This window comes from Pseudomonas sp. GM60, assembly GCF_000282415.1.
GTDB lineage: Bacteria > Pseudomonadota > Gammaproteobacteria > Pseudomonadales > Pseudomonadaceae > Aquipseudomonas > Aquipseudomonas migulae.
In genome coordinates, this window is sequence record NZ_AKJI01000035.1 from 1 (window position 1) to 22,316 (window position 22,316).

A 22,316-nucleotide genomic window follows, 5' to 3' on the forward strand; every position below is an offset into this window, starting at 1 on the left:
GCCTTCGCGGGCAAGCCTCGCTCCTACAGGTTCGGTGCTATCCCTGTAGGAGCGAGGCTTGCCCGCGAAGAGGCCATCCGCTACAACACAATACTCATGCCGTCATACGCCACTTCAACGTCCCGTCGAACCAGTTCGGCGCGCTCCGGCGAATCCTCATCAAGGATCGGGTTGGTGTTGTTGATGTGGATAAGCACCTTGCGCTGCTTGGGCAACTGTTCCAGCACTTCCAGCATACCGCCGGGGCCGTTCTGCGCCAGATGGCCCATTTCCCGGCCGGTGCGGGTGCCGACACCACGGCGCTGCATTTCGTCGTCGTCCCACATTGTGCCGTCCACCAGCAGGCAGTCGCTGCCGGCCATGATCTCCAGCAGCGGCGCGTCGACCTTGCCCAGGCCCGGTGCGTAGAACAGCTTGCCGCCGGTGTTCAGGTCTTCAATGATCAACCCGATGTTGTCGCCCGGATGCGGGTCGAAACGGTGCGGCGAATACGGTGGCGCGGCACTGCGTAGTGGCAGCGGGGTCAAACGCAGACTCGGGCAGGCCGGGATGGTGAAGCTGCAGTCGAGTTCGATGCGGTTCCAGTTCAGCCCGCCATTCCAGTGGGTCAGCATGGTGAACAGCGGGAAACCGGTGCTCAGGTCTTCATGGACCATGTCGGTGCACCAGACGTTGTGCGGGCAACCCTCGCGCAGGCTGAGCAAGCCGGTGGTGTGGTCGATCTGGCTGTCCATCAGGATGATCGCGCTGATACCGGTATCGCGCAGGGCGCGGCCCGGTTGCATCGGGGCAAAATTCTGGAGCTGGGCGCGGATGTCCGGCGAGGCGTTGCACAGCACCCAGTTCACGCCGTCATCGGAAATCGCGATGGACGACTGGGTCCGCGCCTTGGCGTTCAGGCTCCCGTCGCGAAAACCTGCGCAGTTCACGCAGTTGCAGTTCCACTGGGGGAAACCGCCGCCGGCGGCGGAACCTAGAATCTGGACAAACATGGGTGCTCCATCATTTTAACGCTGAAAATAAAAACGCCTCGGCAAACCGAGGCGCTGAACGGCAGGACAAGCTTAGCGGCTTGCGAAGTACATGGTGACTTCAAAGCCGATACGCAGGTCGGTGTAAGCAGGTTTGGACCAGGACATGGGAGCGCTCCTTCAGGTGATGGGACGGTTGAGATCTATACATATAGTCCACCTCCAGCCGGAGATGTTCAGATAGTTAGGTGGCTATGTTACTCAAAATTACAGAGCGATTGGCCTGCAATCTCGGAAAAAGCTAATTGCACCAGCGGTAATGATCATTTTGCCACTTGCCAAGGCGCCTCCGGCTGCGAACTGCTGGCCAGACCGCGCCAGCCGCCCTCGGCGTTGATCAGGCGTTGTGCAGCGGCGCGCAGGGCAGAACGATCGATGTCCAGAATGGCTTGGGGAAGCTGCGCCAGATAATCCGACGAGTGGCCGGCCAGCTTGCCCTGCCAGAGCAGTTCGGCGGCCTGGGCGACGGGCAACGCAGCGATCTGGAATTGATCGGTCAAGGCCTGACGCTGTGCAACGAAGGTCGCCTCGTCAATGCCGTCGATCATTGCGGGAAGGTCGTTCAGAAAGTCTTCCATGTGTTGCAGCAAGTTCAGAGGGGCGACGCTCGGTGATTGCACGCCAAACAGAACGCCCGTCTGCCCATGGACCTGACGCAGCGCACTGAACACCGCATAACCCAGTTGCAACTCCACGCGAAGACGCTGGTAGAACGGCGTCTGACAAATGTGCGCGAGCAAACGCCACGCAGCTTCGTCAGAGAGTTCCTGCGTGGCCGTCGGACAGAACAGCAACAGCGCGTGTTCGCTGGAACCGGTGTCGACGGCGGTCCACAGACGCTGCCCGTTGATCGAGGACAGCGGCGACGGTTGAGTGTCCGCAATGCCGGGCACGCGACTCAGGGCGAACCCCATCGCTGCTTGAGTCTGAGCCGACAACCCGATTGCCAGGCCTTCCCAGCGCGCCGTCGACCACAGCTGCTGCAAGTCATCAGCGACAGCGCTGTGCTCAAGGCAATGATCAGGCAGCGCTTTCAGCAGTTGTTTAATCGGTATCAACGAGGCGCTTTTCGGTTCTTCCTGTGGGAAACCGGCGTCAGGGTTTGTCAGCTCTTTCAGCGCATGTTCGAGGACGGTCGGCATCGACTCTTGCAGCCCCGTCATTTTCAGCAACCATTCATTTCCAGAAGCGCTGAAGGAAAAGTCGACGCCCGCCTGACGGGCATCTTCGAGCAGTGGTTGCAGGCGGTTTTCCAGACTCTGTTGATGGCGGGGTTGAGGTTTGGACTCAAGTCGCCAGCGCAGATAAATCGCGCCTTCAGCGGTGTTGTCCGGCAGGGCCTGGCTGAATTGCATCGGCGAGTTTTCGCGACGGCTGCGCGAGCGGTCCTGCGCGAATGTCCGCAGGCCACGGTGTTTGCTGGTCTGGCCGCGAATCAGACCGGCATTTGAGGGTGGCGCCTCGGCGCGCAAGAACGGATTCGGTGTCGGCAGTTGCCATTCACCGCTGAAGTTATCCACAGCGCCGATTTTCTTCAGGATGTCCTTGAGCGCTACAACGCCTTGCTCGGATAACCCGGTTTCAAGCTGTTCGCTGTCGAGTCGGGCCAGTTGCAGCGCACTGCTGGCTTGTTGCTGGCGCTGAAGCACGGCAGCGTACTCGTCACGCAGAAGGGCCCAATCTTGCTGAGCGGCAAAAAAGCCCAGCCAGTCCAGGAGCTTCTCGCTCAGGATGCTCGCCGACGCGGTCGTTGTGAATTCAACGTGCAGCACGGCCTGTCCGGCAAATTGATACAGCGGCTTGGCATTCAGATGCTCAGCCAAACCGCATTCGCGCAATACAGTCAGCAGCCCGCCGGGTTTCGCGGCGTTCAACCAATGGCACAGAAACGCCAATGCTTCGGTCGACGAATTGGGCAGTGCTTCGAAGGTAAACAGCAGATCCAGCCGACGCTCGCCAGCCTGTTGATAACTTGCGACTGAAGACTCCATCAACGGCGCAGGAGCCTGTTGTGGGAGGTTTTCTCCCAGGGAAATCACCGCGCCGAACGTCAGCGCCATTTGCTTCAACTCTTCGATACTTTGCGGGCCGGCCAGGCTCAGCGTCATCTGTCCGGTCTGATAAAACCGCTGATGGAAATCCTGCAGCGCTTGCTGAAACTCCGGTTGCTGCACGGGCAGGCTGTCGCGGTTGCCGGCATGAAAGCCGCGCAACGGATGAGTCGGCGAAAGCCCATCGAACAACGCCAGTTGCTGCTGTGCCGTAGGATCCTGCGACCAAGCGACAAACTCCGCGTGCAGCACTTCCCGTTCCCGCAACTGATCGTCCAGATTCATACGCGGATGAGCGAGCATGTCTGACAGACGCTGCAATCCTCCGTTGAAAACTTGAGGCGGCAATTCGAAAAAGAAGTCGGTGGTGCGCTCGCTGGTCCGTGCATTCACCTGCCCGCCATGACCTTGTACGTAGGCCATCAGCCCTTGTTCCGCAGGAAAACGCTCGGTACCGAGAAACAACAGGTGCTCAAGAAAATGCACCAGGCCTGGCCATGCCAATGGCACGTCGTGACTGCCCGCGGCGACCCGCAACGCGGCCGCACAACGCTTCAGATTCGGGGCATGACGCAGCGTCACCCGCAGGCCGTTGGCCAGGGTTTCAGTGTGAGGGCGAGGGGGATTCAGCGCAGGCATGAGCACTTCCAGAACAGGGAAGCGCTAATGCTAGCGGATTAGCGCTTGTTCAGCTCGCCGTAAAGCTCCGGGCGGCGATCGAGGAAGTAACGATTGGCGGCGCGGGAATCGATCATCAACTGGCGATCCAGCTCACCGACAATCAGCGCTTCATCGAGGCCCGCCTGTGCGATGCGGCTACCATCCGGCGCGGCGATGCTGCTCTGGCCGCAGTAGTGGATGTCGCCTTCGTTGCCGCAGTAATTGGCATAAGCCACGTAACACTGGTTTTCGAAGGCGCGGGCGCGGACGGTGACGTCCGCGATGAAGTCGTAAGGAATCATGTTCGCCGTCGGCACCAGAATCAGCTCGGCGCCGGCCAGGGCCAGACGCCGCGCGTTTTCCGGGAACTCCATGTCGTAGCAAATCAGGAAACCGAGCTTCCAGCCGTTGAGCTCCACCAGCGGAAAATCATCCTGGCCGGCGCTGAACATCGAGTGATCGAGGTCGCCGAACAGGTGAGTCTTGCGGTAGTTGCACAGGCGTTCGCCATTGGCGTCGATCAGTTGCACGGCGTTGTAGATCTGCCCGTCTTCGGTACGCTCGGGATAGCCATACAAAATGGCGATCCCCGCGGTCTTGGCAATGCGCGCGATCTGCTGCGCCGATTCACCGTTGTGCACCTCCGCCAAGACGCTGACGGCATCGACGCCGATGTTGTAACCGGTCAGGAACATCTCCGGCAGCACCAGCAAATCGGCGCCTTTGGCCTCCAGCGCCAGTTGATGCAGGCGTTGCAAATTGCCGGCGACGTCCAGAGGCAGTGGTGGACATTGGTAAAGGGCTACGCGCATTTCGAACTCCTTTTACTCGGGCAGGGCGATCGGACCGATCTCGTTGAACACATCTCCTGGACCCGGGTTCTCGGCGTGAGTTTCACCGCCGAAGTGTTTCATGATGCCCCACACCGCATTGAGCGAGGTCTGCACCGCGCCTTCGACCCACGCTGGTGTCCACGAAACGTCGTCGCCAGCGATGAAAATCCCGCGCTGTTCGGCTGGCATATCAGCCTGCATGAAGTGTGCGTACATGCGCTGGTTGTAACGGTAGTGACCGGGCAATGCGCCTTTGAACGCGCCAAGGAAATGCGGGTCGGCTTCCCACGACACGGTGATCGGATCGCCGATGATTCGCGCGGCGATGTCGACTTTCGGGTAGATCTTTTTCAGCGCGTTCAACGCCAGTTCGACGCGTTTTTCCACCGGGTGCGGAAGCATTTTCAACGCATCGCTCATCCACGAGTACGACAGGCAAATCACGCCCGGCTTGTCGTCGCCGTTGTCGAACAGATAGGTGCCGCGGGTCAGGCGATCGGTGAGGGTCATGCTCATCAGGTCGCGGCCGGTTTCCGGATCCTTGTCCTTCCAGAACGGGCGGTCGACCATCACGAAGGTTTTGGAAGATTGCATGTAGCGGGTGCGGTCGAGGGCCATCCACATCTTTTGCGAGAACAGGGTTTCGTCGCACTCGATCTGGGTGGTCAGCAGCCAGCTCTGGCAGGTGGTCAGCACCGCCGCGTACTCGCGGGTATCGCCGTTGTTATCGGTGACCGCAAAACGGCCATCCGCGGCGTGAGCGATTTTTTTGACCCCGGAGCGTGGTGCGCCTCTGTGCAGCGACTTGAGGCTGGTGCCTTCGGGCCAGTGCACGCAACGTTCCGGCGCATGGCGCCAGATGCCTTGCGGCACTTGTTCGACGCCGCCGACGACCAGGTGTTGGTGATCGTCGCAGTTAGTCATCACTACGCGGAAGATTTCCAGCATCGAATTCGGGAAGTCCGAGTCCCAGCCGCCAGTGCCGAAACCAACCTGGCCGAATACTTCGCGGTGATGGAACGACAGCTTGGCGAATGCTTCTGAGGTGGCGACAAAGTCGTAGAAGGTGCGGTCGTCCCACAGCGGAACCAGGGTGTTCCACAGCTCTTTGAGGCGTGGCACGTCGCGGTCGCGGATCGCTTGCTGGATATCGGAGAACTGTGAGCCGGCTTCCAGTGCGTCCGCCCACGCGTCAGCCACTTCCTGGAACAGTGCCGGAAGATCCGCCAGTTTCTGTGCGTAATGGGTTTTGCCTTCCAGGTCGATGACGGTGCTGCCAGAGGCAGGGGTCAGCGGATTGGGAAAGGGTTTGGTCTCGAGGCCGAGCTTGTCGACATAGTGGTAAAACGCGGTGGACGACACCGGGAAGCGCATGCCGCCCAGTTCGGCGACGATGCCATCGGTCCCGTTGAACGCCTGCGAGCGCAGACGGCCGCCCAATTTCGAGGCTTCATAGACGACGGGCTTGAGGCCCAGTTTCATCAGTTCGTAGGCCGCGACCAAACCGGCGATACCGGCGCCGACAATCGCTACTTCGGCGCCGTGGTTATGCGCAGGAATGCTGCCGAGGCCGGCTGGGTGTTCGATCCAGTCGTCGAAAGCGAAAGGAAAGTCCGGGCCAAAAATGGTGACTGGTTTTTTACCGTCTGCAGGATGGCGATTGTTCTTGTTCATGGCTGACCTTGCTGGCGACCGGACGCGGGGTGCGCGTCTGAGTATAGGAAAAGATGGCAGCCATTCTAGAGAGCGTAGAACACGTTAATAAGACGCAATGTGTCGTCGTTTTGCTAATTAATTGAGCAAAATGACGAGATGTCGATACACACTGTCCACTGTGGGAGCGGGCTTGCTCGCGAAAGCGGTATGTCTGTTATTTCATTTTTCAATGGCACACCGCTTTCGCGAGCAAGCCCGCTCCCACATAAAGATTGCGGTTAAACCGGCTGGCCGCGATCTATCTTGCTGCTGAGAATGATCGACGTGGTCGTCTTCTCCACCCCATCCACGCTACCGATCTGATCCAGCAACTGATCCAGCTGCTCCGGCGAATCAGTGCGCAACCACGCCACATAATCAAATTCGCCACTCACCGCACACAACTGCTGAACCTGAGCCATAGCACTCAACCGCCGCAACACTTCCTTGCCGGAGCGCGGTTGCACCGTGATCCCGACGTACGCCTGCAATCCGCCGTCCACCACACGCTGGCCCAAGCGCACGCCGTAACCGGTGATGACCCTGGCCTTTTCCAGGCGCGACAGCCGCGACGTCACGGTGGTGCGGGCGATGCCCAATTGCCGGGCGAGCATGGCCACGCTTTCGCGGGCATTGATTTGCAGGGCCGCGATCAATTGGCGGTCGATTTCGTCAAGAACGGGCGGGCGAGTGTCAGGCAATGGTCGTCTCCAGCAACACAAATCAATGGGTCAACATGTTACAGCACCGCTCGCATACCGGATGTTTGATCTAGCCTCAGTACCGTTCATGCCATTTTTGCCTGCGACAATTTGCCATAAGTAACTAGGTAGTACATTATTCCGCGCTTGTCACAAATGGGGAAAATTACCGACATGAATAATTCTGGGGCTGCCGGCGGCGGCAAATGGTTGCTGTCGGGGCTGGGTGTCCTGATTGCGTTGATCGGACTCGGCCTGGCTGGTGGCGGCGGTTATCTGGTCTCGCTGGGCGGCAGCTGGTATTTCCTGCTGATGGGTCTGGCGATGCTGGTGTCCGGGCTGATGATCGCCCGTCGTAAGCCGCAAGGTGCGTGGCTGTATGGCGTGGCGCTGATGCTTACCGCGATCTGGGCTGTATGGGACACCGGTTTCGAATATTGGCCGCTGGTCTCGCGCGTGCTGACCTTCGCCGTGATCGGCGTGGTCGTTGCGTTGATCTATCCGACGCTGGTGCGTGCTTCAGGCGCGACTGCCGGCCGTGGCGCTTATGGCCTCGCCGGTATTCTGGGCGTCGGCGTTGTCGCAACGATGGCCTACATGTTCGTGCCGACCCATGTGGTCAAGGCCAGCATTGAACCGGCTGTTACGCCGGTCGCTCCGGGTACCGAGCAGAAAGACTGGGCCCATTGGGGCAACACCACCGCTGGCAACCGCTTTGCCGCACTGGACCAGATCAACAAAGGCAACATCGACAAGTTGCAGGTGGCGTGGACCTTCCGCACCGGCGACATCCCGCAAAGCACCGGCGCTGGCGCTGAAGACCAGAACACCCCGCTGCAAATCGGCGACACGGTCTACACCTGCACCGCTTACGGCAAAGTCTTCGCGCTGGACGTCGACACCGGCGCCCAACGCTGGAAGTTCGACCCGCAAGGTACTGCGCCAAACTGGCAGCGTTGCCGTGGCCTGGGTTATTCCGAGACGCCAGTGTCTTCGGATAACCAGCCCACTGCCTGTACGAAACGTCTGTTTCTGCCGACCGGCGATGCCCGTCTGATCGCGATCAATGCCGAGACCGGCAAGCCGTGTGAAGAGTTTGGCAACAAAGGCACGGTCGATCTGACCACCGACATGGGTGAAGTGAAGCCCGGTTACTACCAGCAAACCTCGACCCCGCTGGTCGCAGGTGACGTGGTGATCGTCGGTGGCCGTGTGGCCGACAACTACTCCACCGGTGAACCGCCAGGCGTGGTCCGCGCTTACGATGTACGCAGCGGTGAACTGGTGTGGGCGTGGGATCCGGGCAATCCGAACACCACCAAACGTCCACCGGCTGGTGAGACCTATACACGCGGCACACCAAACGTCTGGTCGGCCATGTCCTACGACGCCAAACTCGGTCTGGTCTACTTGCCCACCGGCAACGCCACGCCAGACTTCTTTGGCGGCCAACGCACGGCATTCGATGACAAGTGGAGTTCGTCCATCGTCGCCATCGACGTGAAGACCGGTCAGGTGCGCTGGCACTTCCAGACCACCCATCACGACCTGTGGGACTTCGATCTGCCGGCTCAGCCGTTGTTGTACGACGTGCCGGACGACAAGGGCGGTACCCAGCCAGCCTTGGCGCAAGTCACCAAACAAGGCGAGATCTTCCTGCTCAACCGCGAAACCGGCGTGCCGATCGCGCGCGTCGAAGAGCGCCCGGTTCCGCAAGGTAGTGTGCCCGGCGAACGCTATTCGCCCACCCAGCCGTTCTCGGTGGACATGCCGTCCATCGGCAACAAGACCCTGACCGAAGCCGACATGTGGGGCGCCACGCCGTTTGACCAGTTGATGTGCCGCATCCAGTTCAAAGGCATGCGCCACGAAGGCGTCTACACCCCGCCGGGCATGGACCGCGCGCTGCAATTCCCGGGTTCGTTGGGCGGCATGAACTGGGGCAGCGTCTCGGTAGATCCAAACACGAACTACATGTTCGTCAACGACATGCGCCTGGGCCTCGCCAACTACATGATCCCGCGTAACAAGATCGCCGCCGGGGCCAGCGGTATCGAAATGGGCGTCGTGCCACAGGAAGGCACACCGTTCGGGGCGATGCGCGAACGCTTCCTCTCGGCGGTGGGCATTCCGTGCCAGAAGCCGCCGTTCGGCACCATGTCCGCTATCGACCTCAAGACCCACAAACTGATGTGGCAAGTACCGGTCGGCACCGTGCAAGACACAGGTCCGCTGGGCATCCGCATGCATTTGCAGATTCCGATTGGCATGCCGACCCTCGGTGCTTCCCTGGCCACCCAGTCCGGCCTGCTGTTCTTCGCCGGCACCCAGGATTTCTACCTGCGGGCGTTCGATACGGGTAACGGGAATGAGATCTGGAAGTCGCGTTTGCCAGTGGGTAGCCAGTCGGGTCCGATGACGTACGTTTCGCCGAAAACCGGTAAGCAGTACATCCTGCTGACGGTGGGCGGTGCGCGTCAGTCGACAGATCGTGGGGACTATGTGATTGCGTACGCCTTGCCTGAGTAAAGGCTGAATCGCACGTACGAAAAAGCCGCGCGATTGCGCGGCTTTTTTTTTGTTGAGCGAACCGACCCGAAGGCAGAAACGCACAGGATGGACAGCAATCGCCACTCGTAGTCGAATGCTAAGTCGAGGGATGCAAGGAGACGGAGATGACGAAGCAGATGCCTTCAGCCATGCGCGATCGTGCGTTGCAGATTGCCAATCACGAAATGGGCCACTACGTCGTGGCCCGCGCTTTGGGGTTTGCAACCGGCGGCGTGACTCTGTCCGTGACCATGGATTTGCGCCATCAAGGGGGCGCTGCCATTACCCTGGCGCGCCCGATTTCATCGATGGAAGCAATGAAAGCGCACGTGGAAGCCCGAATAATGGTCCTGATGGCTGGCGCCATGGGGCAGACATTGTCTTCGACACATCGGTCCGGGAATCGCGTCGACAAGACGAAAGCCGTCAGCATTCTGAAAGGTGTGCTGGGGGCGGAACAGGATTACGCAAAAGTAAAAGAACTTCAGCATTTGCTGCGCAACATCACCTATCCCGATACGGCCCCCGCGTCATCTGACCTTATTGCGGCTGAGCTTCAAGCGATGACTGATCGCATGTGGGGCCGGACTCAAGCAATCGTCGAGGACCTGGCGGACACGATTACCGAATTGGGGCGCGTGTTGGTCGACGGCATGGTCATCGTGGAGCAGTGGGGCAGGGCGGCGGATACGTATGAGGTGGTGTTTACGCGTGAGATGCTTGAGCGGTTGCGGCCAGTGCAGGCCATTCCAGCGTTGGGTGTTTGGGCGTAAGACAGCGCACCACCGATCATCCTGTGAAAGCCCCGAATTCTCGGGGCTCATTCCACGGCCCATCGGCCGTTATTTTTTGGACTTCGTATCGGTGCGATCAGGTCCGCGCTCCAGCACCTTCATCACATCATCGACCACAGCCTTGCTCATCGACGTCAGGTAATGCGCTGCCCAAGCGTGGCGGTCGGTGTCTTTGGCGTAGGCGGCGTCCATGGTCAGTTCCTTGGCGAGGTACAACAGATTTGAGGCCTGAGCTAGAGCGTCGGCGAGGGGAACGCCACTACTGACATGGAACAGCGGTTGGTTTGAGCAGTAGATGAAGGGGGTGAGGCCGATGGTTTGTAGTTCTGAGGGGGCTGAAGGGTTCGCTTTTGTCATTGTGTAGCTCCTAATTTGGGAGACTGTCGCATTCGTTTCCAAGCGAATGGGTGACAGCTGTACGCAGGTTGGAAAACCGGGAAATTAGGAAACCGGCACGTCCGAAGACGTCCCGCGCACAGCCGCCATAACTCAAGAGCTCAAGCCAGGAAAGCCTTTGCAATCGTGAAGGGGCGCTGTTGCGAATAATTTCGACGGGTTTCCAAGCCCGACCGCTGAATGGTCAGCGACGTCCGGAGACTATCCCGTCGAAGAAACGCGCAACAAGGCATCAAAGTGCCCACAAAACACGATTCGGAGTTTGCCTACAAGGTCTGCGGGCGTCATCCGATATTGCGCCACCTGAAGTAAACAAAACCAAACGCCAGAAGCCGAACACCCACATCCCGCTCGAAACCGCCCTTAACAATTGCATTGGCAACCAAGGTGGCCGCACGGCCGCTAATGCCTAAAGTTATTCCCTTGAGATCATATTCCTTGGATGGCATATTGGTATGGGTTGGGAAATTGAATACACCGATGAATTTGAAGGCTGGTGGGAGAGGTTGGACGCGAAAGAGCAGTCCTCGGTGTCAGCCAGCGTCGATCTGCTTGGGTTACTCGGCCCGGGCCTGCGTTTCCCACATAGCAGCGACATTAAAGGTTCACGACTGGGCAACCTCCGAGAGTTGCGGGTCCAGCATGCCGGTCGTCCCATTCGCGTGCTTTATGCGTTTGATCCACGCCGATGCGCACTACTTTTAATCGGAGGGGATAAAACCGGGCAAAACCGTTGGTATGACGAGCATGTCCCGCTGGCTGAAAAACTGTATGACGACCATTTGGAAACATTGCGTAAAGAGGGCCGCAACGATGGCTAAAAAATTTGCTGAACTTCAAGCTCGTATGACGCCAGAGTCTCGCGCAAACGCAGAGCGGTTGTTCCAGCAGCACCTGAAGGAAATGCCCCTGCACGAGCTGCGTAAGGCCCAGGAGTTGAGCCAGGAAACACTGGCCAAGATGCTGCATGTCAATCAGGCGGCGATTTCCAGGATGGAACGACGTACAGACATGTACATCAGCACGCTGCGCAACTACATACGCGCAATGGGGGGCGAGCTGGAAATCATCGCGACCTTTCCTGAGGGACAGGTAAAGATCGAAAATTTTGCGAACTGAGCGATCCGAAAAATAGTGCTACAAAAACCAGTCACTCAGACACGAAAAAGCCGCGCATTAGCATTAAGCGCGGCTTTTTTTGTTTGGTGGGCCCACACGGACTTGAACCGTGGACCAAAGGATTATGAGTCCTCTGCTCTAACCAACTGAGCTATAGGCCCTCAGTAGGCCGCGGATTATAGCGACGGTTTCTCGGCTGTGCTATCCGAAAAATCCGATACGGCTATACGAAGAAACGTCGCGGCGAATTCGTCCGCCCGCAACGGCAAGCTGACGATGTAGCCCTGAATCTGTTCGCAGCCTTCTTCGGCGAGAAATAGTTGCTGCGCCAGGGTCTCGACGCCTTCGGCTATCACGGTGAATTGCATGCTGCGGCCCAGCGCGATGATGGCGCGAACGATTGCCGCATCGTGGGGATCATCCGGCAGGCCGCGGACGAAAGACTGGTCGATCTTGAGAATATCCAGCGGCAGGCGTTTGAGGTAGCTCAGGGAGGAATAGCCGGTGCCGAAGTCGTCGATGGCCAGTTGCACACCCAGGTGTTTGAGTTGATGCAGCACCGCCAGCGCTTCCTCGGCCTGGCTCATGATGAAGTTCTCGGTAATTTCCAGTTGCAATAACCCGGGCTGAAGACCGTTGTCCTTGAGCAGTTGTTCTATCCGGCCGAGCAGGTTGGGTTGACGCAGTTGTGCGCCTGCGAGGTTGACTGACAGCGGGCCGAGGCATTCATAGGTCTGATTCCATTCGTACATCTGCCGACACGCGGTCTCGAGCACCCAGTCGCCGATTTGCAGGATCATCCCGTTCTCTTCGGCCAGTGGAATGAAGTGTTCTGGCGGCACGGCGCCGAAGGTCGGGTGATGCCAGCGGATCAGCGCTTCGGCGCCGACAAGGCGATGGTCCTCCAGGCTGATTTTGGGCTGGTAACACAGGGACAGCTCATTGCGCTCGATGGCACGGCGCAGCTCGTGCTCCAGTGCGACGCGCTCGCTGGCCTGGGCGGTCAGGTCGCGGGTATAGCTTTCGACCCGGTTGCGGCCCTTGGCCTTCGAGCGATACATCGCCGCGTCGGCGTTTTTGACCAGCGTGGCGACGTCACAGCCGTCTTTGGGATACAGGCTGGTGCCGATGCTGGCGCTGATGAAGAACTCATGCTCGCCCGCCTGGAATGGCGCGCTGAAGCAGTTGAGCAACTTGGTTGCGATATTGTCGGCGTCGGTGGATTGCTGCAGGCCCGGTAGCAGGATGATGAACTCGTCGCCGCCCAGCCGCGCCACGGTGTCGATATCGCGCAACTGCTCCTTCAGACGCACGGCGATGCCCTTGAGCAGCAGGTCGCCGACCGGGTGGCCGAGGCTGTCGTTGATGTGTTTGAAACGGTCCAGATCGAGGAACAACACCGCGCCCTGGCCGCCGTTTTCCTGTTGGTTGTTGAGTGCGGTCAGCAAGCGGCTCTCGAACAGCGTGCGGTTGGGCAGGCCGGTGAGCGGATCGTGGTGCGCCTGATAATCGAGTTTGGCTTGCGCGTGCTTCAGGCTGGAAATGTCCGCAAACACGGCAACAAAGTGGGTGATGAACTTATCGCGGTTGCGCACGGCGCTGATGGTCAGCCAGCTCGGGTACAGCTCGCCGTTTTTGCGCCGGTTGGAAATCTCGCCCTGCCAATGGCCTTCGGCGGTCAGTTGATGCCACATGGCCGCGTAGAAAGCGCTGTCATGCAGGCCCGAGGCAAGCAGGCGTGGGGTGTGGCCCAGTGCTTCGCTTTCGCTGTAGCCGGTAATTTCGGTAAACGCGCGATTGACCGCGCTGATGTGTTGCTGCGTGTCGGTGATCAAAACCCCCTCGGCGGTGCTCTCGAACACAGTCGCGGCTTGTTGCAGTTTTTCCTGCATCAGGTGTCGTTCGGTGATGTCCCGGGCGATGGTCAGCATGCAGTCTTCATCGCCGATCGGCAGCGGCCGGCTGGACACCTCGCAGAGGCGGATCTGCCCGTCGCTGCGGCGGATATGGCAACTGAAGTCACGGACGAAACCGTCCCGGTGCAGCAGGTCGAGCATCTGTTTGCGTTCGTTGAGGTTGACCCAGATCCCCAGCTCAAGCGCCGAACGATCCACCGACATCGCACTGTTGAAACCGGTAATGCGGCTGAAGCCTTCGTTGACCTCCAGCAGCAAGCCATCGCTTTGCCGGGACAACAGCAAACCGTCGGGGGACGCGTGGAAGGCTTTGGCGAATTTCTCTTCGGACGTTTGCAGCTGTTGCTGGGTTTCCTTGAGCTTACTGATATCGCGCACAACCACCACCAACGCCGGGGTCGTATCGAGATCGAAAGGTTCGGCGGAGATCAGGCCGGTAAACACTTGGCCATTGCTGCGGCGAAAGGGCATCTCCAGGTTGCGGATGCTGCCGGCCTGCAAGCGTTGCAACAGGCCTGGCCCAACGCCGGGTATGCCCCAGATGTTCAGGTCGGTGGCGGTCTGACCGATGACTTCCTCGGCTTTGAGGCCAATCTGCTCCTCGAACGCTTCGTTGACCTCCAGCAGGCAGCCATCCGACAGCCGCGCAATGACCAGAATGTCCGGGCATTGCTGGAACACCGAGGCAAACTTCTGCTCCGACAGGCGCAACGCCTCTTCGGTGCGCTTGGTTTCGCTGATGTCGATCATCAGCCCGCGCATCACCGGCTCATGACCGTGCTCGATCAGGCTGACGATGTCGCGCACCCACAGGCAACGGCCGTCGGCGGTGATGACCCGGTAATCGAGGCTATGATCGCGCCCGGCCAGGACTTCGTGATCGCAGAAGGTCTGGGCACGGGTCAGGTCGGCGGGGTGGATGATGTTGCGCCAGAACCCCGGAATCAGCCAGTGGGACAGGGGATAACCAAGCAACTCTTCGGCGTGGGGCGACACATAGCTGTAGGTGAAATCGGTGATCCGCGCTTCCCAGGCAATGGCCGAAAGGCTCTCCACCAGCCCGCGATAATGGTATTCGCTGCTGCGCAGTTCCTGTTCCAGGTCGACGCGACGGGAAATTTCCGAACTCAGTCGGCGATTGATCCGGATGACCACCGCCAGCACGGTTATCAGCAACAGCAACCCCGGCAGACCGTAAACGATCAAATCGGACCAGAAGGTTCGATGATCGAGGACGTTACCGACCCAATGTTCCTGGATGGCGCTGATTTCTGCCGGTGTCATGTCCGCCAGGACTTTGTCCAGGATGCCGACCAGAATCTTCTTGTTCTGAGGCACGCCCATGGCCAGTTGATAGCGATAGGGCGTCTCGCCGCTGACATAGAGCCCATCGAGTTTGAGTTGACGCAAACTCCAGACGCTGGAAGCGAGATCGCCGACCACCGCGTCCACTTCATCGGTCGCCAGTGCCTGCAAGGCCGAACTGACGTTGGGCATGCCCACAAGGTTCAGGTCGGGGTGATGAGTGCGCAGCAGTTCATGAGGTGCGTAGTTTTCCACTACGGCGATTTTCAGACCGTACAACTCTTCAAGCTTGTGCGGTTGAGCGCCTCCGACGTGGGCAAGGATGACGATCGGAAAGTCGAGGTAGGGGCGCGTAAACGCCAGGTATTTCTGACGCTCCGGCGTCGACATGATGCCCGGCAACAGGTCCAGTTTCGCTTGTTTGGCCTGCTCAAGCACAGCCGTCCAGCTCACAGGCTCGATGGGCGTGAGCTTGATGGCCAGGCGTTGGCGAATCAGGTCGATGTAATCCGCCGCAAGGCCCTGATAGCGGCCCTGATCGTCACGAAACTCAAAGGGTGGCCATGACGCATCGACACCCAAGCGTAAGTCAGGGTGGGCCGTCAACCAGCTACGTTCTTCGTCGGTCAGAGTCAGCGCGCCAGCCGTTGCGGTCCAGGTCATCAGCGACAGCAAAAAAAGCACGGTCGGCAGTCTGGGCATAACGGTCTCGTTATGGCTCGGGGGAATGTTTCGAGTGTAGACGGGCAATTCGGCGGGAGGGAAGTGCGGGGGATTTAATCTGCATAAAGCAAAACCCCCGGCCTGGGCCGGGGGTTTTGTGATCACTCGTCGAGGAAGGAGCGCAGATGCTCGCTTCTCGTCGGGTGGCGCAGCTTGCGCAGCGCCTTGGCTTCGATCTGACGAATCCGTTCACGGGTCACGTCGAACTGCTTACCAACCTCTTCAAGCGTGTGGTCGGTATTCATGTCGATACCGAAGCGCATGCGCAGAACCTTGGCTTCACGGGCAGTGAGGCCGGACAGGACTTCGCGAGTCGCTTCTTTAAGGCTCTCAACGGTAGCAACATCGATTGGCGACTGCATGGTCGAGTCTTCGATGAAGTCACCCAGATGGGAGTCTTCGTCATCACCGATCGGGGTTTCCATGGAGATCGGCTCTTTAGCGATCTTCAATACCTTGCGGATCTTGTCCTCAGGCATTTCCATGCGTTCGCCCAGCTCTTCCGGGGTCGGTTCGCGACCCATTTCCTGCAACATCTGCCGGGAAATACGGTTGAGCTTGTTGATCGTCTCGATCATGTGCACCGGAATACGGATGGTGCGGGCCTGGTCGGCGATCGAGCGAGTGATCGCCTGACGGATCCACCAGGTGGCATAAGTCGAGAATTTGTAGCCGCGGCGGTATTCGAACTTGTCTACCGCTTTCATCAAACCGATGTTGCCTTCCTGGATCAGATCGAGGAATTGCAGGCCACGGTTGGTGTACTTCTTGGCGATGGAGATCACCAGACGCAAGTTCGCTTCGACCATCTCTTTCTTCGCGCGGCGGGCCTTGGCCTCACCGATCGACATGCGACGGTTGATGTCCTTGATCTCGGCGATCGTCAAACCTGTTTCGGTTTCCAGCGCGGTCAGCTTCTGCTGGCAACGAATGATGTCCGGCTGCAGGCGACCAATGGCTTCAGCATATTTGCTTTTGCCTTTGGCCAGAGCGTCGCTCCAGCTTTCGTCAACTTCGTTGCCCGGGAACTGGCGCAGGAAGTCGGCACGCGGCATACGGGCATCACGCACGCACAATTGCATGATTGCGCGCTCTTGCTGACGCAGACGATCCAGGGCACTGCGAACACGCTCGACCAGGCCTTCGAATTGCTTCGGCACCAGTTTGATCGGCATGAACAGCTCAGCCAGGGCCAACAGTTCAGCAATAGCTGCCTTGTTGTTGCGACCGTGCTTTTTCAGAGCCTTGCGGGTGATTTCCATCTGATCAGCGACAGCGCCAAAACGCTGTGCGGCGATGATCGGATCCGGACCGCTTTCGGCCTCTTCTTCGTCATCCGAAGCTTCGGCGTCATCGTCGTCGGTATCGTCGTCCGCTTTCACGGCTTTCGGATCGACTGGCGGCGGCACTTCTGCAGCAGGCGGCGCAATGCCGTCGTCCGGGTCGATATAACCGCTCAGGACGTCGGACAGGCGGCCACCTTCGGTGGTGACGCGAGTGTATTCGGAGAGAATATGGTCAACCGTGCCAGGGAAGTGCGCGATTGCGCCCATCACTTCGCGGATGCCTTCTTCAATACGTTTGGCGATTTCGATTTCGCCTTCACGTGTCAGGAGCTCTACCGTACCCATTTCGCGCATGTACATGCGCACCGGGTCGGTGGTGCGACCGATGTCGGTTTCGACCGCTGCCAACGCTGCTGCTGCCTCTTCGGCCGCGGCTTCGTCGGTATCGGCGTCGGCCAGCATAAGGGAATCCTTATCTGGCGCAACCTCGAATACGTTGATCCCCATGTCATTGATCATGCGGATGATGTCTTCCACCTGTTCCGGATCTGAAATATCCTCCGGCAGGTGGTCGTTGACCTCCGCGTAAGTCAGGTAGCCCTGCTCACGACCAAGTGTGATCAACTCTTTGATACGAGACTGCTGTTGCGCTTTTCCGGACATAACACCCTATCCACTGAAGGTCTTGGCGGGCAAAAAACAAGCCGAGGATTATACCTGAGCTATGACCTCACGCGCCAGTTGAGGTCGGGTTTGGTACAGTCATATTGCGTTTTAATAGGTCGCGCATCTGATTTGCGATCTGATTTGCTTCCTCTGCGGTCAATCCCGGCTGTCTTGCTTTTCTGATAAGTGCTTCCAGGCTATCGGTGTGTTGACCGGCTGATAGCCTAGTAATGGTGTCTAAAAACTGTTGTTCAAGGTTGCCGCCTTCAATCAGCCATTCCTTTTCCGCCAATGCTTTGAGAAGACGTCCCTGCTCCGTCCCATGCCAGCGGGCCATTAACTGAATTGAGTTTAGCTTAGGATTTTTTTGCACGGCCTCGATAAGGGCCACCAACAATTGCGCGTAGGTGTTGCTCTCATTGGCGAAGTGATCGGCGGTTTCTACCCTGCCGGCCAGTTCCGGATGATGAATGAGCGTGCGAAGCGCAATCAGGGTCGGGGCTTCCACGGCAATCGGTGTGCGTGGGGCGCTTTGTTGATCGCGATCACCGCCACGCTTGCCATTTTTGTCCCACGGTTTCTTGTCCCATTTCTTGCCGCCGGCACCGGGTTTCTTCGGCGTCCATTCCTGCTGCGGCACGTACATCTCTTGCGCCTGCGGCTGATGGTAATCGCCGTAATCCGGCATCGCGTCGTAATCGATGCCCGGATCGTAGGCAGGCGGCGCGTCCTGAGGTGCGCTTTGCACCAGCTGGGTCACGGCTTCGCCACTGAGCCCGGTGATTTCGGACAGGCGCTTGCGCATGAGGATCCGCAGGTTCGCGCCCGGAACCTTGTCGATCAGCGGCGCCGCGAGGGTGGCCATGTGGGCCTTGCCTTCGAGCGAGCGCGGGTCCGATTCCTCGGTCAGTTGCTGGAAAAAGTAGTCTGCCAATGGCTGCGCGTGCTGGTTGATCCGCGCGCGGAAAGCATCGGTGCCTTCGGAGCGGACCAGCGTATCCGGGTCTTCGCCCTCGGGCAGAAACAGAAAGCGCGCCCGTCGCCCGTCTTGCAGGCAGGGCAGGGTGGCTTCAAGTGCTCGCCATGCGGCGTTACGGCCAGCCTGGTCGCCGTCGAAGCAGAACAAAACGTTGGGCACGACGCGAAACAAGCGCTTCAAGTGCTCTTCGCTGGTGGCGGTGCCGAGTGTGGCGACGGCATTGCGCAGGCCTTGCTGGGCGAGGGCGATGACGTCCATGTAGCCTTCGACGACGATGATTTCGTCGAGGTTGCGGTTGTTTTTGCGTGCTTCATAAAGGCCGTAGAGTTCCTGGCCCTTATGGAATACCGGGGTTTCCGGTGAGTTCAGGTATTTCGGTTTGTCATCGCCCAGCACCCGTCCACCAAAAGCAATGATGCGGCCGCGGCTGTCGCGGATCGGAAACATCACGCGATCGCGGAAGCGGTCATAGCGCTTGCCGGTTTCGGCGTTTTCGATCAGCAGGCCGGCATCGACCATGGCTTTCTGTTGCAGCGTGTCGCTGCTCAAGTGCTTGAACAGATTGTCCCAGCCGGGCGGAGCGAAGCCGAGGCCGAAGTCCCGGGCGATCTCGCCGGTCAGTCCGCGACCCTTCAAGTAATCCACAGCGGCTTTGCGCGACGGATGGCTTTTCAATGCCTGGCGGTAAAAGTCGGCGGCGGCAGTGAGCAGCGGGTACAGCGGCGAATCAGTTGGCTGCCGCGGTTTGTGCGGCCGGCCGCTTTCTTCGCGGGGGATTTCCATGCCGGCGGCTTTGGCCAGCTCTTCGACCGCCTGGATGAAGTCCAGGTTGTCGTGGTCCATCATGAAGCCGAGGGCGTTACCGCCAGCACCGCAGCCGAAGCAGTAATAGAACTGCTTGTCGGGGCTGACGCTGAAAGACGGGGTTTTTTCTTTGTGGAACGGGCAGCAGGCAGTGTAGTTCTTGCCAGCCTTTTTCAGTTGCAGGCGCGAGCTGACCACATCGACGATGTCGGTGCGGTTCAGAAGGTCGTCAATGAAGCTCTGGGGAATTAGCCCGGCCATGGCGGTCTCGTCATCTGCGCTGAAATGGACCCAAAACGAAGGGCCGGCGAACGCGGGTCATTGCTTGAGGCGCGCAAAGTGTGCGGCTCGACCAGTGTCGTCTGCGTAATCGCTGTCGGGAAGTGTATCTGCCGAAAATCCACTGACGTTAATACCAATCAGTATTCGACTATTTGAAAGTGTTTCGCTGAATCCGCTGCGGCCAGTCGATGGCCTCGGATAGCTCATAAGCGGGCACGCAAGAAGGTGCCTTGGGCTGATCGTCGTGAGAGGAATCAGTGGGTGTGCTCGTCAGTAGCCTTGGAAGGCTCGTCAGAAAAGACGTGCACCGCTGGCAAAAGAGCCAGGTCTGACGCTGTGAAGCAGGTTTGTCTCGGTCGCGTCTGCGGCTTTGACGGTGAAGCATCAAGCGTTGTCCGCAAATGCCATTAGCCCGGCTGAGGGCCGGGCTTGGCAGAAGCTTGCTACGAACGTCTGTGTATTAGTACAGACGAACGGCGCGGCGCTGTTCGCGCTGAACTTTCTTGGCGTGACGCTTAACAGCGGCTGCTGCTTTGCGCTTACGCTCAGAAGTTGGCTTCTCGTAAAATTCGCGGCTACGAACTTCAGCCAGTACACCGGCTTTTTCGCAGGAGCGCTTGAAACGACGCAGAGCTACGTCGAAGGGTTCGTTCTCTTTTACTTTGACGGCTGGCATCCAGAGCTACCTTCATTCATTACCGGGGTCAACATCCTCGCGGCAAAAGAGCACTTGAAGACGTCGGTTTTTAAGGGTTGCGGATGTTAACCCCTCATCGCTCGGAATGCAAAGCCTCTGATCGAAAACCGCTAGTCGGGGCATCACATGGCGACTATTATGCGCGCCTTCGAATTCAGCCTAAACAAGGCGCAAACCCATGCTAGTACTGGGATTAGAAACCTCCTGCGACGAAACCGGTGTCGCATTATATGACAGTGAACGCGGCTTGCTGGCCGACGCGCTGTTTAGCCAGATCGACCTGCATCGCGCCTATGGTGGCGTGGTGCCGGAGCTGGCTTCGCGTGACCACGTCAAACGCATGCTGCCCTTGATTCGTCAGGTGTTGGCCGAGGCGGGCTGCGTGCCCACCGAGATCGACGCGATCGCCTACACCGCGGGTCCGGGGCTGGTCGGGGCGCTGCTGGTCGGTGCTTCCTGTGCTCAGGCGCTGGCCTTTGCCTGGGGTATTCCGGCGCTCGGCGTGCACCACATGGAAGGCCATTTGCTGGCTCCGATGCTGGAGTCGCAACCACCGGAATTCCCGTTCGTCGCTTTGTTGGTGTCGGGCGGTCATACGCAGCTGGTTCAGGTCGACGGGATCGGTCAATACACGCTCTTGGGCGAAACCCTCGACGATGCTGCCGGTGAAGCCTTCGACAAGACCGCGAAGATGATGGGGCTGAATTATCCGGGCGGTCCGGAAATCGCTCGTCTGGCGGAGCAAGGCGTTGCAGGACGTTTCACTTTTCCGCGTCCGATGTGCGACCGCCCGGGCCTGGCTTTCAGCTTCAGTGGCCTGAAAACCTTCGCCCTCAACACCTGGCAGCAGAGCGTCAGCGCCGGGGACGACAGCGAGCAAGCCCGTTGCGACATCGCGCTGGCGTTCCAGCAGGCCGTGGTGGAGACTTTGACCATCAAGTGCAAGCGGGCCCTGAAACAGGCGGGCATGAAGCGTCTGGTCATCGCAGGGGGCGTCAGCGCCAACAAGGCGCTGCGCTCTTCACTGGAAAAAATGCTCGGCGACATGAAGGGCGACGTGTTTTACGCCCGTCCGGAGTTCTGCACCGACAACGGCGCAATGATTGCGTTTGCCGGCTGCCAGCGCTTGCAGGCCGGTCAGCACGAAAGTCTGGCGATCAGCGTGCAGGCACGCTGGCCGATGGAGCAATTGTCAGGGCTGTGATGAGCGGCGCTCACGTCCGGTATTTAAAAATGCCGTTCGCGCCCGGCAAACAGGTCGCGTAGATTGCCCCGATGACGCCAGACAATCATGCCCGTGAGCGCGCTCATGGGCAGCAAGGCCGCCGGTTCCTGCCAGGCTAGCAACGGCAGGGTCAGCGGTGTGGCGATCAGCGCGGCGAGTGAACTGGTGCGGGTCAGGTAGAACGTCAGCAGCCAGGCACAGACCGCCAGCAGGGCCGCTGGCGGGTAAAGTCCCAGTAACATGCCGGCAGCAGTGGCGACACCTTTGCCACCGCGAAAGCGAAAATACAGCGGGAACAGGTGGCCGATGACGGCGCAAACGCCAATCCAGGCCTGTTCTTGCAGCGAAAGACCCGCAACACCGGCGATCAGCACCGGCAACAGCCCTTTGCAGAGGTCGCCGATCAAGGTCAGGATGGCGAGTTTCTTGCCGGCCAGACGCAACATGTTGGTGGCACCGGCATTGCCCGAGCCACTCATTCGCGGATCGGGGTTACCGGTCAGGCGGCTGAGCAAAATGGCGAAGGACAGAGAGCCGAGCAGGTAGGCGAGAGTCGCCAGTAACCAAAACATGCTAACTATTCCGGGCGAGGACGCCCTGATT

The 22,316-nt window shown here is 59.2% G+C and carries 17 protein-coding genes and 1 tRNA gene; 5 read left to right on the forward strand and 13 right to left on the reverse strand.

Annotated elements, in window-relative coordinates; translation table 11 throughout:
- Positions 1 to 80: 80 nt before the first annotated feature.
- The 6 genes from pqqB to PMI32_RS20500 form a co-directional block, all read right to left on the reverse strand.
- On the reverse strand, positions 81 to 992 hold the full coding sequence (gene pqqB / locus PMI32_RS20520; RefSeq protein ID WP_008027014.1) for a pyrroloquinoline quinone biosynthesis protein PqqB: 912 nt from the start codon (positions 990 to 992) through the stop codon (positions 81 to 83).
- Positions 993 to 1,064: 72 nt separating this feature from the next.
- Positions 1,065 to 1,139 carry a pyrroloquinoline quinone precursor peptide PqqA gene (pqqA, locus tag PMI32_RS29635; protein WP_009045898.1) on the reverse strand — a complete coding sequence of 25 codons (75 nt, stop codon included), beginning with the start codon at positions 1,137 to 1,139 and terminating at the stop codon, positions 1,065 to 1,067.
- A 155-nt stretch (positions 1,140 to 1,294) separates the two neighbouring features.
- Positions 1,295 to 3,721, reverse strand: a complete 2,427-nt coding sequence (gene pqqF, locus PMI32_RS20515) for a pyrroloquinoline quinone biosynthesis protein PqqF (protein ID WP_008027016.1) — start codon at positions 3,719 to 3,721, stop codon at positions 1,295 to 1,297.
- A 38-nt stretch (positions 3,722 to 3,759) separates the two neighbouring features.
- Positions 3,760 to 4,554: a carbon-nitrogen hydrolase family protein gene (locus PMI32_RS20510; RefSeq protein WP_008027017.1), complete on the reverse strand. Its 795-nt coding sequence runs from the start codon at positions 4,552 to 4,554 to the stop codon at positions 3,760 to 3,762.
- Positions 4,555 to 4,566: 12 nt separating this feature from the next.
- A complete protein-coding gene (locus PMI32_RS20505; protein WP_008027019.1) occupies positions 4,567 to 6,249 on the reverse strand; it encodes a flavin monoamine oxidase family protein in 1,683 nt (560 codons plus the stop codon).
- A gap of 260 nt (positions 6,250 to 6,509) precedes the next feature.
- A complete protein-coding gene (locus PMI32_RS20500; protein WP_008027020.1) occupies positions 6,510 to 6,971 on the reverse strand; it encodes an Lrp/AsnC family transcriptional regulator in 462 nt (153 codons plus the stop codon).
- A gap of 174 nt (positions 6,972 to 7,145) precedes the next feature.
- Here PMI32_RS20500 and PMI32_RS20495 point away from each other — a divergent pair, with 174 nt between their 5' ends.
- Together PMI32_RS20495 and PMI32_RS20490 are read left to right on the forward strand one after the other, a co-directional pair.
- Positions 7,146 to 9,500, forward strand: coding sequence for a glucose/quinate/shikimate family membrane-bound PQQ-dependent dehydrogenase (locus tag PMI32_RS20495; RefSeq protein WP_032828656.1), 2,355 nt, complete (start codon positions 7,146 to 7,148; stop codon positions 9,498 to 9,500).
- A gap of 146 nt (positions 9,501 to 9,646) precedes the next feature.
- Positions 9,647 to 10,294, forward strand: a complete 648-nt coding sequence (locus tag PMI32_RS20490) for a zinc metalloprotease (RefSeq protein ID WP_008027024.1) — start codon at positions 9,647 to 9,649, stop codon at positions 10,292 to 10,294.
- 69 nt (positions 10,295 to 10,363) lie between these two features.
- Here PMI32_RS20490 and PMI32_RS20485 read toward each other — a convergent pair whose 3' ends face one another.
- Complete coding sequence (locus PMI32_RS20485; protein ID WP_008027027.1) at positions 10,364 to 10,672, reverse strand: DUF3077 domain-containing protein; 309 nt, start codon at positions 10,670 to 10,672, stop codon at positions 10,364 to 10,366.
- A 494-nt stretch (positions 10,673 to 11,166) separates the two neighbouring features.
- Here PMI32_RS20485 and PMI32_RS20480 point away from each other — a divergent pair, with 494 nt between their 5' ends.
- Positions 11,167 to 11,532 carry a type II toxin-antitoxin system RelE/ParE family toxin gene (locus tag PMI32_RS20480; RefSeq protein WP_008027030.1) on the forward strand — a complete coding sequence of 122 codons (366 nt, stop codon included), beginning with the start codon at positions 11,167 to 11,169 and terminating at the stop codon, positions 11,530 to 11,532.
- Complete coding sequence (locus PMI32_RS20475; protein ID WP_008027032.1) at positions 11,525 to 11,830, forward strand: helix-turn-helix domain-containing protein; 306 nt, start codon at positions 11,525 to 11,527, stop codon at positions 11,828 to 11,830. The genes PMI32_RS20480 and PMI32_RS20475 overlap by 8 nt, the downstream gene beginning before the upstream one ends.
- An 84-nt stretch (positions 11,831 to 11,914) precedes the next feature.
- On the opposite strand, the gene PMI32_RS20470 is transcribed toward PMI32_RS20475, so the two are convergent.
- The 5 genes from PMI32_RS20470 to rpsU form a co-directional block, all read right to left on the reverse strand.
- Positions 11,915 to 11,991, reverse strand: a tRNA-Ile gene (locus PMI32_RS20470).
- Between the two features lie 15 nt (positions 11,992 to 12,006).
- Complete coding sequence (locus PMI32_RS20465) at positions 12,007 to 15,753, reverse strand: bifunctional diguanylate cyclase/phosphodiesterase (protein ID WP_008027034.1); 3,747 nt, start codon at positions 15,751 to 15,753, stop codon at positions 12,007 to 12,009.
- 122 nt (positions 15,754 to 15,875) lie between these two features.
- On the reverse strand, positions 15,876 to 17,723 hold the full coding sequence (gene rpoD, locus PMI32_RS20460; RefSeq protein WP_008027035.1) for an RNA polymerase sigma factor RpoD: 1,848 nt from the start codon (positions 17,721 to 17,723) through the stop codon (positions 15,876 to 15,878).
- Between the two features lie 67 nt (positions 17,724 to 17,790).
- Positions 17,791 to 19,770 carry a DNA primase gene (gene dnaG, locus PMI32_RS20455; protein ID WP_008027037.1) on the reverse strand — a complete coding sequence of 660 codons (1,980 nt, stop codon included), beginning with the start codon at positions 19,768 to 19,770 and terminating at the stop codon, positions 17,791 to 17,793.
- A 481-nt stretch (positions 19,771 to 20,251) separates the two neighbouring features.
- Entirely contained in the window at positions 20,252 to 20,467 is a 216-nt protein-coding gene (rpsU, locus tag PMI32_RS20450) for a 30S ribosomal protein S21 (RefSeq protein WP_002551877.1), read from the reverse strand.
- A 199-nt stretch (positions 20,468 to 20,666) separates the two neighbouring features.
- On the opposite strand from rpsU, the gene tsaD reads away from it, so the two are divergent.
- Complete coding sequence (gene tsaD / locus PMI32_RS20445) at positions 20,667 to 21,692, forward strand: tRNA (adenosine(37)-N6)-threonylcarbamoyltransferase complex transferase subunit TsaD (RefSeq protein WP_008027039.1); 1,026 nt, start codon at positions 20,667 to 20,669, stop codon at positions 21,690 to 21,692.
- A 23-nt stretch (positions 21,693 to 21,715) separates the two neighbouring features.
- Here the strand turns inward: tsaD and plsY are convergent, their stop codons facing one another.
- Positions 21,716 to 22,285, reverse strand: a complete 570-nt coding sequence (gene plsY, locus PMI32_RS20440) for a glycerol-3-phosphate 1-O-acyltransferase PlsY (protein WP_008027042.1) — start codon at positions 22,283 to 22,285, stop codon at positions 21,716 to 21,718.
- Positions 22,286 to 22,316 lie beyond the last annotated feature (31 nt).